The 8,996-nt window shown below is 66.0% G+C and carries 7 protein-coding genes; 1 reads left to right on the top strand and 6 read right to left on the bottom strand.

All coding sequences use genetic code 11. The features are described 5' to 3' along the window. The 3 genes from V7Q81_RS12525 to V7Q81_RS12515 all read right to left on the bottom strand — a co-directional run. Positions 1-620: branched-chain amino acid ABC transporter permease (locus V7Q81_RS12525; protein ID WP_333843807.1), on the bottom strand; the 620-nt coding region annotated here is incomplete at its 3' end. A gap of 56 nt (positions 621-676) precedes the next feature. Beyond that, positions 677-1,465 carry an ABC transporter ATP-binding protein gene (locus tag V7Q81_RS12520; protein WP_333843805.1) on the bottom strand — a complete coding sequence of 263 codons (789 nt, stop codon included), beginning with the start codon at positions 1,463-1,465 and terminating at the stop codon, positions 677-679. Continuing rightward, positions 1,465-3,498: an AMP-dependent synthetase/ligase gene (locus V7Q81_RS12515; RefSeq protein ID WP_333843803.1), complete on the bottom strand. Its 2,034-nt coding sequence runs from the start codon at positions 3,496-3,498 to the stop codon at positions 1,465-1,467. Before V7Q81_RS12515 ends, V7Q81_RS12520 begins: the two co-directional genes overlap by 1 nt. A gap of 233 nt (positions 3,499-3,731) precedes the next feature. Here V7Q81_RS12515 and V7Q81_RS12510 point away from each other — a divergent pair, with 233 nt between their 5' ends. Then, positions 3,732-4,442, top strand: coding sequence for a Crp/Fnr family transcriptional regulator (locus V7Q81_RS12510; RefSeq protein WP_333843801.1), 711 nt, complete (start codon positions 3,732-3,734; stop codon positions 4,440-4,442). A 7-nt stretch (positions 4,443-4,449) separates the two neighbouring features. Here V7Q81_RS12510 and V7Q81_RS12505 read toward each other — a convergent pair whose 3' ends face one another. From V7Q81_RS12505 to icmF, 3 genes are all read right to left on the bottom strand, one after another. Continuing rightward, positions 4,450-5,235, bottom strand: coding sequence for an enoyl-CoA hydratase-related protein (locus V7Q81_RS12505; RefSeq protein ID WP_333843799.1), 786 nt, complete (start codon positions 5,233-5,235; stop codon positions 4,450-4,452). 26 nt (positions 5,236-5,261) lie between these two features. After that, positions 5,262-6,026, bottom strand: a complete 765-nt coding sequence (locus tag V7Q81_RS12500) for an SDR family NAD(P)-dependent oxidoreductase (protein ID WP_333843798.1) — start codon at positions 6,024-6,026, stop codon at positions 5,262-5,264. Positions 6,027-6,038: 12 nt separating this feature from the next. Beyond that, a partial coding sequence (icmF, locus tag V7Q81_RS12495; RefSeq protein ID WP_333843797.1) for a fused isobutyryl-CoA mutase/GTPase IcmF occupies positions 6,039-8,996 on the bottom strand: 2,958 nt, incomplete at its 5' end.

Genomic DNA, 8,996 nt, shown 5'->3' with positions numbered 1-8,996 from the left:
CCCCACAGCAGCCCCGCCACCAGGGCCACCACCCCGGCCACCGCCCACACGATGGCCCAGATGCGCTGCAGCGGGATGCCCACCGAGAGGGCGGCCTGATGGTCATCGGCCACCGCCCGCAGCGCCCGCCCGAGCTTGGTGCGGCTGAAGAAGACGCCCAGGACCGCCACCAGCACCGCGGCCGTGCCGGCGGCGAAAAGATCCAATTGGCTCACCAGCACCCCCTGCACTTCCAGAGGCACGTCCCGAATACCGATATCGAGACCATGGGGCTGCGCCCCCCAGAGGAGCTGGGCCACCCCTTCCAGCAGGAAGGTGAGGCCGATGGTGGCCATGAAGAGGGAAATGGGCGGCTGGTTCACCAGGGGCCTTAGCACGACCCGTTCCGTGAGCACCCCCAGCAACACCATCGCCCCCAGGGTCGCTCCCACCGCCAGCCAGAAGTTCCAGCCGTGCTCGATCAGGCTCACGCAAGTGAGGGCGGCGAAGAATACCATCGCTCCTTGCGCGAAGTTGAACACCCCGGAAGCCTTGTAGATCAAGACAAAACCGAGGGCCACCAAGGAATACATGATGCCGGCGAGCAAGCCCCCGATCAGCACTTCGAGGAAAAATGCCATCTCACGCTCTCCATCCTAGAGGATGCTATGCGAGCCCATCTGCGGATTCATCCTCGTCAGTGGGCCACGCCCAGGTAGGCGTCGATCACCGCCTGGTTGTTACGCACCTCATCGGGCGTTCCCTCCGCGATCTTGCGTCCGTAATCGAGCACCACCACCCGGTCCGAGATGTCCATGACCACCCCCATGTCGTGCTCGATCAATACGATGGTGGTACCGAACTCGTCGTTCACATCCAGTACGAAGCGGCACATGTCCTGTTTCTCCTCCAGGTTCATGCCCGCCATCGGCTCGTCCAGCAGGAGCAGCCGAGGCTCCGCGGCGAGGGCCCGCGCGAGCTCCACCCGCTTCTGCAGCCCGTAGGGGAGCCTCCCCACCGGCGTCTTGCGGATGTGCTCGATTTCCAGGAAATCGATGATCTCCTCCACTTTTTTGCGGTGTTCGATCTCCTCTGCCCGCGCCCAACCCCAGTAGAGGGCCTGGGCGAGAAAGCCCGTCCTCATCTTGAGATTGCGTCCGGTCATGATGTTGTCGAGCACGCTCATCCCCTTGAACAGGGCGATGTTCTGGAAGGTGCGGGCGATGCCCTGGGCGGCGGCCTCGTGGGGGCGCATCCGGTGACGTCTCTTGCCCAGGAAGGTCACGGTCCCCTCTTCGGGATGGTAGACCCCGTTGATGACGTTGAGCATGGAGCTCTTCCCCGCCCCGTTGGGGCCGATGATGGCCAGGATTTCCCGCTCCCGCACTTCGAAGGACACCCGGTCCAGGGCTTTCACACCGCCGAAGGAGAGGGAGATGTTTTCGACGGTGAGGATCGGAGGGCCGATCCGGCGCTCGCCGTTCATCAGGAGGCCGCCCTTGCCAGGTCCACGCTATAGGTGCGGGCGTCGGCGATGCGCACGGTGGCCTTGAGTACACCCGTGCGCCCGTCCTCGAACCGCACCTGGGTCTCCACGTAGCACGCTTGCCTGCCCGCGTAGAGCGCCTCTACCAAGGGAGCGTACTTCTCGGCGATGAAGCGCCGGCGCACCTTGCGGGTGCGGGTAATTTCCCCATCGTCCGGGTCCAGCTCCTTGTGCAGGATGAGGAAGCGGTGGATCTGGGAGCCCGCCAACTTGGGATCGAGGGACAGGTCCCGGTTCACCTTTTCCACGCATTTCCGGACCAGGTCGTAGACCTGGGGCTGGGCGGCGAGATCGGTGTAGCCGGAATAGGGCAGCCCCCGGCGCTCCGCCCAGTTGCCCACCGCCTCCATGTCGATGTTGATGAAGGCGCACACCCGCTCGCGCCCGTGGCCGAAAGCCACCGCTTCCTTGATATAGGGAAAGAACTTGAGCTTGTTCTCGAGGTACTTGGGGGCGAACAGGGTGCCGTCCGCGAGCCGCCCCACGTCCTTGGCACGGTCGATGATCTTGAGGTGCCCGTCCTCGTCGAAGTAGCCGGCGTCCCCGGTGTGGAACCATCCTTCCGGATCCTTGGCCTGGGCGGTCGCTTCGGGGTTGTTGTAATAGCCCTGGAACAGCCCAGGAGAGCGCACTAGGATCTCCCCGTTGTCAGCGAGCCGCACTTCCACTCCCTTCACCGGCGGACCCACCGTGTCGGGCTTCACCTGCCCATTCGGCTGCACGCACACGAAGACCGAGGTCTCTGTGGAGCCGTAGAGCTGCTTCAGGTTGATGCCGATGGCGCGGTAGAACTGGAACAGGTCCTCGCCGATCGCCTCGCCGGCGGTGTAGGCCACCTTGATGCGGCTCAAGCCCAGTACGTTGCGCAAGGGCCCGTAGACCAGGAGGTCGCCCGCAAGGTACAACAGACGGTCGAGGAGCGAGACCCGCTCCCGGCGCCCGAGGAGCTTCCCTCCCACCCGGCGGGCGATTTCCATGAAGACGTCGAACATCCTGCGCTTGAGCCAGCCGGCGTCCGCCATGCGGATCGTCACCTGGGTGAGGAGCGCTTCCAGCACCCGGGGCGGGGCGAAATAGTAGGTCGGCCCGATCTCCCGCATATCGTTGAGCACCGTGCCCGCCGACTCGGGGCAGCTTACGCAGAAGCCCGTCACGTATGCCTGGGCGTAGGAGAACATGTTCTGCCCGATCCAGGCCATGGGCAGATAGGCGAGCACCTCCTCCTCGGGGGTAAGCGCCTCCATCTCGGCGCCGATGCGGGCGGCGCTGATCAGATTGTCGTGGGTAAGCACCACCCCCTTGGGATTGCCGGTAGTGCCGGAGGTGTAGAACAGGGCCGCGGTGTCGCTGGCGCGACCCCGGGCGATCTCCCGCAAGAAGAAATCCGGGTGCTCCTGGTCGAAGGCGCGCCCCCGGGCCTGGAGGGCGTCCAGGCTCTGGAGCTGGCGCTGGGCATAATGGCGCAGCCCCCGCGGGTCGTCGTAGCAGATGCGCTTGAGGAAAGGACAGTCGGGCAGGATTTCCAGGAGCTTGTCCACCTGCTCCTGGTCCTCGACGACGGCAAAGCCGATTTCGGCGTCGCGAAACACATAGCCCATCTCCTGGGCCACGGCGTCCTGATACAAGGGCACCGGAATGCCGCCCAGGGCCTGGGCTGCCGCCATGGCCCAGTAGAGGCGGGGACGGTTTTCCCCGATGATGGCCAAGCGCTCGCCCCGCTGGAAGCCTTCGGCCGCCAACCCGCAGGCGATCGCCCGCACTTCGTCCAGCACCTGGCGCCAGGTCCAGGTCTGCCAAATGCCGTAGTCCTTCTCCCGGATGGCAGCCCGCTCGCCCCGCACAGCGGCATGGTGCAGCAGCAGCCGAGGAAAGGTATCCGGCACTTCCAAGGCCCGCCCGTCCTCCTGTGCGTCCTGGCGCGGGCCCGGCCGGCGCCTGCCCACCATCGCCCACGGACGCTCCCGCCCCCTCATGGGCTCGTTCCCCCGCCTCCGCCAGCGCTCCCTTACAAGGTCGATTCTAGCGGAATGCCCGACTCGCGGACCCTCCTTCCGCAGCCCGAAACGGGCGTCTCCGCCTTCTGCTGCAGCGCCATCCCAAAGTCATACTGCGCCGCAACATGCTCCCTGCGCCGTGATCGTGTCTTCACCACAAAGCTTACGGGGGATCTTTCCCGCACACTGTCATTTCATTGACAATTGAACCCATGCGTTCCCTCGATGAGATGTTGGCCCTGAGCCCCTGGACCCGGGAGCTCACGGCCGAGCAGCTCGCCCGGGTCAAGGCTTCCGTAGTCGTGCGGGACTACGGGCCGGGCGCTCTTATCTGCCCCCGGGGCGAGCCCTCCCGGGCTTGGCTGGGGGTAGTGGACGGGCTGGTCAAGCTGCAGTGCACCGCCGATTCCGGCAAGTCGTTCACCCTGGCGGGCATTCCCGGAGGAAGCTGGTTCGGAGAAGGCTCTGTGCTCAAGGGAGAGCCGCGCCGCTACGACGTGGTGGCGCTGCGCGCCTCCCGCATGGCCTTTATGCCCGAGACCACCTTCCACTGGCTACTGGACTCGAGCTTCGCCTTCAACCGTTTCCTGCTCACCCAGTTGAACGAGCGCTTGGCCCACTTCATCGGCATGCTGGAGCACGAGCGACTGCTGGATCTGGACGCGCGGGTGGCCAGGTCCCTGGCGCTGCTGTTCAACCCCCTGCTGCACCCGGCCGCCCAGCCTCAGATCCAACTCTCCCAGGAAGAGCTGGGCTATCTGGTGGGCGCTTCCCGCCAGCGGGTCAACCAGGCCCTACAGGTGCTGGAAAAGGCCGGCCTGATCGCCACGAACTACGGGATGGTGACGGTGCTGGATCCGGAGGGGCTGGCCCGGTTCGGGGGCATGGGTGCCGCGCACCGGGCAGCGAAGGCGCGGGCCTGAGGCCCCTCTAGCGACCGTGGAAGACGGCGGGCCGTTTTTCCAGGAACGCCCGCATGCCCTCCCGCTTGTCCTCGCTGGCGCACAGGAGCCCGAAGGCCTGGGTTTCCAGGGCGCAGGCGCTGTCCAGGTCCAAGTTCTGTCCCCGGTGCACCAGGCGCTTGGTGTAGCGCACCGCCAAGGGTGCCTTGGCGGCGATCTGACGCGCCAGCTCCAGGCCCTTGGCCATGAGCTGATCCCTGGGCACCACGTGGTTCACCAGGCCGATGCGCTGGGCCTCCTCCGCCCTCACCTGGCGGCCAGTGAGCAGCAGCTCCAGGGCCATGCCGGTACCCACCCGACGGGGTAACCGCTGGGTACCGCCGAAGCCGGGATTGATCCCCAGGTTCACTTCGGGCTGGCCGAAGATGGCGTTGTCCGCAGCCACGATGAAATCGCAGGCAAGGGCCAGCTCGCATCCTCCCCCCAGGGCGTAGCCATTCACCAGGGCGATGGCGGGAACAGGCAGCAGCTCGATGGCGCGAAAGGCCTTGAGGGCCGCCTCGCAGAAGCGCTGTCCGTCTTCGGGAGTCATGTCCACCATGCGGGAGATGTCGGCCCCCGCCACGAAGGCTTTGTCGCCCGCGCCGGTCACGAGCAGAGCCCGCGCCGCTGGATCCGCCGCCACCTGGGCAGCTGCGGCCTCCAGCTCGGCGAGGGTCTCGGGGGTCAGGGCGTTCAGGGCTTTCGGGCGGTTGACCGTCAGGCGGTAGATGCCGTGTTCAATAGGTTCCAGGATGAGGTTTTCGTAGGCCATGGGAGAGAAGATCGAACAGGGGAAATTCACTTGGCAGCCAGGCGCACCGCCCCGTCCAGGCGGATCACCTCGCCGTTGAGCATCTCGTTTTCCAGGACGTGCTTCACCAGGGCCGCGTACTCCTGCGGCCGACCCAGCCGGGGCGGGAACGGCACCTGGGCCGCCAGGGATGCGCGCAGCTCGGCCGACATGGCTGCCACCATGGGCGTATCGAAGATGCCCGGGGCAATGGTCATGACCCGGATGCCGAAGCGGGCGAGCTCCCGGGCGGCGGGCAGCGCCATGCCCACGACGCCGGCCTTGGAGGCCGCATAGGCGGCCTGGCCGATCTGGCCGTCGAAGGCGGCCACCGAGGCGGTGTTGACGATAACGCCCCGCTCGCCGCTTGGAAGCGGCTCGAGCGCGCTCATGGCAGCGGCGACGAGCCGCAGCACGTTGAAGGTGCCCACCAGGTTGATCTGGACGACACGGCTGAAGGAGGCCAAGGAATGGGGACCCTCTCTGCCCACTACCCGCTCCCCCAACGCCACGCCGGCGCAGTTGATCGCGCCGCGTAAGGGCCCCAGGGCGCCCGCCGCCTCCACCGCCGCCCGCACCGCCGACTCGTCGGTCACGCTCCCCTTCACGAAGCGGGCGCGCCCGCCCAGCTCCTGGGCAAGGGCGGCGCCCGCGGTATCGTTCAGATCCAGGATCGCCACCGTGCCGCCCTCGGCGGCCAGCAACCGGGCGGTGGCAGCGCCGAGCCCGGAAGCGCCGCCGGCGACGAGAAACGCGCTGCCTGGAATGCGCACAGGGCCTGCCTCCTACATGTTGCGCCGGTACTGCCCGCCCACTTCGAACAGGGCTTGGGTGATCTGCCCCAGGGAGCACACCCGCACTGCGTCCATGAGCACAGCGAATACATTCTCGCCCCGCATGGCTGCCTGCTTGAGCCGCTCCAGCATGGGCCCTGCCTCGCGGGCATGGCGCGCCTGGAAGTCCCGCAGACGCTTGAGCTGCGAGCGTTTCTCTTCCTCGGTGGAGCGGGCAAGCTGGATCACCTCCGCCGCCGGCTTGGGATGGGGGTTCAAGAACGTGTTCACTCCGATGATGGGCAGCGTCCCGTCATGCTTCTTCGTCTCGTACAGGAGCGACTCCTCCTGGATCTTGCTTCGCTGGTAGCCAGTTTCCATGGCCCCCAGCACGCCGCCGCGCTCGGAGAGCCGTTCGAACTCCTGCAGCACCGCCTCCTCCACTAGATCGGTGAGTTGCTCGACGATGAAGGCGCCTTGGTTCGGGTTCTCGTTCTTTGCCAAACCCCACTCGCGGTTGATGATGAGCTGGATCGCCATGGCCCGGCGCACCGACTCCTCGGTCGGCGTGGTGATCGCCTCGTCGTAGGCGTTGGTGTGCAGTGAGTTGCAGTTGTCGTAGACGGCGATCAAGGCTTGGAGGGTCGTGCGGATGTCGTTGAAATCGATCTCCTGGGCATGGAGCGAGCGTCCCGACGTCTGGATGTGGTACTTGAGCTTCTGGCTGCGCTCGTTGGCCCCATACTTGAAGCGCATGGCGATAGCCCAAATGCGCCGGGCAACGCGCCCCAGCACCGCGTACTCGGGATCCATCCCGTTGGAGAAGAAAAACGACAGGTTCGGTGCGAACTCGTCCACATGCATGCCCCGGGCGAGGTAAGCCTCCACGTAGGTGAAACCGTTCGCCAGGGTGAAGGCGAGCTGGGTGATGGGATTGGCGCCCGCTTCCGCGATGTGGTAGCCGGAGATGGATACGGAGTAGAAGTTGCGCACGTTGTGGCGGACGAAGTATTCCTGCACGTCCGCCATCATGCGCAAAGCGAACTCGGTGGAGAAGATGCACGTGTTCTGGCCCTGGTCCTCCTTGAGGATGTCCGCCTGCACGGTGCCGCGCACGGTGGAGAGCACCCACTCTCGGATCTTCTCCTGCTCGTCCTCGGTGGGCAGGCGACCATTCTCGCGCTCGAACTTCTCAAGCTGTTGGTCGATGGCGGTGTTGAAGAACATGGCCAGGATCGTCGGCGCAGGCCCGTTGATGGTCATGGACACCGAGGTAAGCGGATCGCACAGGTCGAAACCCGAGTAGAGCGCCTTCATGTCGTCCAGGGTCGCCACCGATACCCCGGAATTGCCGATCTTGCCGTAAATGTCCGGCCGCTCGTCCGGGTCGTAGCCGTACAGGGTCACCGAGTCGAAGGCGGTGGACAGGCGCTTTGCCTGGGAGTCCTTGGACAGGTAGTGGAAGCGCCGGTTGGTGCGGAAGGCATCGCCTTCTCCGGCAAACATGCGGGTGGGATCCTCGTACTCACGCTTGAAAGCGAACACGCCAGCAGTATAGGGAAAGCTGCCCGGCACATTCTCCTTGAGCAGCCATTTGAGCACTTCTGCCTCGTCCTCATAGGCGGGAAGGGCGATCTTGGGCAGCCGGGTGCCGGAGAGGGTAGTGTGGTGCAGGGTGGTGCGCACCTCCTTGTCCCGGATTTTCACCACGTATTCGTCGCCGGCATAGATCTCCCGGGTACGGGGCCATAGCTCCAGCAGCCTCTTGCAGCGCGCATCCAGGGCCTGCTCCCGCGCCTCGATCAGCGGCTGCAGGTGGGAGGCGTCCTTGCCCGCCTCCTGCAGCAGGCGCTGGGCACCTTTTAGCTGCTGCCGCTCCCGGGCGATCGCCACCTGCCGCTCGACCTCCCGGTGGTAGCGACGCACGGTCTCGGCGATTTCGGCGAGATAGCGGGCCCGGGCCGGGGGCACGATGGAGGCGGCGCCGGTGGAATGCCGTCCCGCGACGCGAGGGAGTCTGCCGGGGGGAAACGTGTAGCCGCGCCGAGCGAGCTGCTCGAGCAATCCCTGATACAGAGCGGTGACCCCGTCGTCGTTGAAACGCGAGGCGATGGTGCCGTAGACCGGCATCTCGTCGAGGCTTTTGCCGAACTCGCCGCGATTGCGCTGCACCTGCTTGGACACGTCACGCAAGGCGTCCAGGGCGCCGCGGCGGTCGAACTTGTTGATCGCCACCAAGTCAGCGAAATCCAGCATCTCGATCTTCTCCAGCTGGCTCGCCGCTCCGTATTCGGGTGTCATCACGTAGATCGATACATCCGCCAGGGGTGCGATGGCGGCGTCGCCCTGACCGATACCCGAGGTTTCCACCAACACCAGGTCGAAGCCCGCGAGCTTCACCAGGGCAATGATATCGGGCAAGGCGGCGGGGATCTCGCTTCCCGCCATCCGGGTCGCCAGGGAGCGCATGTAGATGCGGGGGGAAGCGATGGCGTTCATGCGGATCCTGTCCCCCAGCAGCGCCCCACCCGTCCTGCGGCGGGTAGGATCGGCGGCGATGACGGCGATCTGCAACCGGTCCTCCTGATCCAGGCGCAAGCGGCGAATGAGCTCGTCGGTCAAGGACGACTTGCCGGAGCCGCCCGTACCCGTGATGCCCACCACCGGCACTTTGGCCGCCGCGCCCCGCCTGAGCTCCTCGCGTAACGCCGGCTCCAGGGTCCCGCACTCCAGGGCGGTGATGAGCCGTGCCAGGGCCCGACGGTTGCCAGTGCGCACCGGCTTCAAGTCTCTGGGGCAGTCACGGGTGAGGTCGGCGTCCGCCCGCTCCAGCATGTCCCGAATCATGCCGGCTAAGCCCAGCTTCTGCCCATCCTCGGGGGAATAGATGCGGGTCACCCCGTAGGCCTCCAGCTCCCGGATCTCCCTAGGGATGATGACGCCACCCCCGCCGCCGAAGATCTTGATGCC

The organism is Pelomicrobium sp. (assembly GCF_036803785.1).
Taxonomy (GTDB): domain Bacteria; phylum Pseudomonadota; class Gammaproteobacteria; order Burkholderiales; family UBA6910; genus Pelomicrobium.
This window is presented reverse-complemented; position numbering and strand designations above follow the sequence as displayed.